The 1,662-nt window shown below is 58.8% G+C and carries 1 protein-coding gene; it reads left to right on the top strand.

All coding sequences use genetic code 11. The features are described 5' to 3' along the window. Nucleotides 1–1,662 (top strand): cadherin repeat domain-containing protein (locus GRI39_RS14335; protein ID WP_160740414.1); only part of this gene is annotated, 1,662 nt, incomplete at both ends.

The following is a 1,662-nucleotide window of genomic DNA, read 5'->3' as shown; positions in this document are numbered from 1 at the left end:
TCGAGCTTTGATGGTGGGAATGTCTATGCGGTGGTGCTCCAGGTCAGCGATGGCAATGGCGGGACGGCCACCCAAAATGTGCAGGTCACCGTCACCAATGCCAATGAAGCGCCCAGCCTTGCGGCCAGTGCGGCTGTCACCCTGACCGAGAACCAGAGCCTGGCGACCAGCATTGTGGCGACCGATGTGGATGGTGACACGCTATCCTATGCGATCACGGGCGGTGCCGATGCAGCCTTGTTTACGGTGGGTGCAGACGGGAAGTTGTCCTTTGTCACCGCGCCTGACTTTGAAGCGCCGGGCGATGCGAATGGGGACAATGTCTATGATGTGATTGTGACTGTCTCAGATGGCAATGGCGCGAGCGCCAGCCAGAGCGTGGCCGTGACCATTACAGATGTGAATGAAGCGCCGGTGATCACCAGTGGTGATACGATTGCTATGGCCGAAGGCCGGATGGCGGTGCTGACGATGGCCGGCAGCGATAGCGATGGAGATGTGCTCGCCTGGTCGATTGCAGGCGGGCTGGATGCGAGCCTCTTTACGATTGATAGCGCCACAGGAGCGCTCAGCTTCATCACCGCACCCGACTATGAAGCACCGGCCGATAGTGATGAGGATAATATCTATCAGCTGAGCGTCAAAGTCTCTGACGGCAATGGCAAGAGCACGACGCAGAGCCTGACGGTCACCATTACCGACAAGAATGAAGCGCCGGTGATCACCAGCGATGCAGCGATTGTGCTGCAGGAAAACCGGACAGCGGTGATCAGTGTGGATGGGGTGGACCCTGAAGGGACAACGCCCAGCTTTGCCCTGGCGGGTGGTGCCGATGCTGATCTGTTCACGATTGATGAAACGACAGGTGCGCTGGCCTTCAAGGTGGCGCCTGACTTTGAGGCGCCCGGGACCGCTGGTGGCAGCAATGTCTACCACGTCAATGTGGCGGTCTCCGATGGGGTCAATGTCACCACCCAGGCGGTGGAAGTGACGGTGCTCGATGTCAACGAAGCACCTGTGATCACGAGTGGTCTGTCGTTGACGGTTGCGGAGAATGGGACGGCTGTCGGCACAGTGGCAGCCACAGATGATGATGGCGATGGGCTGACCTTCAGCCTGACAGGTGGTGCGGATGCCGATCTGTTCACGATCGATGCGGCCACCGGAGCGCTGTCCTTCAAGGTGGCACCTGATTATGAAGCGGGGCAGACCAGCTTTGTGGTGGAAGTGAGTGTGTCTGACGGGACGATTGTGACCAGCGACACGGTGACGATCACGCTGACGGATGTGAATGAAGCACCGGTGATCACGAGCGCGCTCGATGTGACCGTGATAGAAGGCGATGCGGGTCCGGTTCTCTTTGAGGCGGAAGATCCCGATGGCGATACGCTGAGCTGGTCGATTGAGCCAGGTGGCGATGGCGCGCTGTTCACGATTGATGGTGCGACGGGAGAGATCAGCTTCAAGACCGCGCCGGATTACGCCAACCCTGCCGATAGTGATGGCGATAATGTCTATGCCCTGACCATCACGGTGGATGACGGGAATGGCAAAAGCGTCACGCAGGATGTGACGATCACAGTGACGGATACGAATGAAGCGCCAGAGATTACGAGCGGTGGTTCGGTCAGTCTGGATGAGAACACGACAGCGGTGCTGAGC

Source organism: Altericroceibacterium indicum (assembly GCF_009828105.1).
GTDB lineage: Bacteria > Pseudomonadota > Alphaproteobacteria > Sphingomonadales > Sphingomonadaceae > Altericroceibacterium > Altericroceibacterium indicum.
This window is presented reverse-complemented; position numbering and strand designations above follow the sequence as displayed.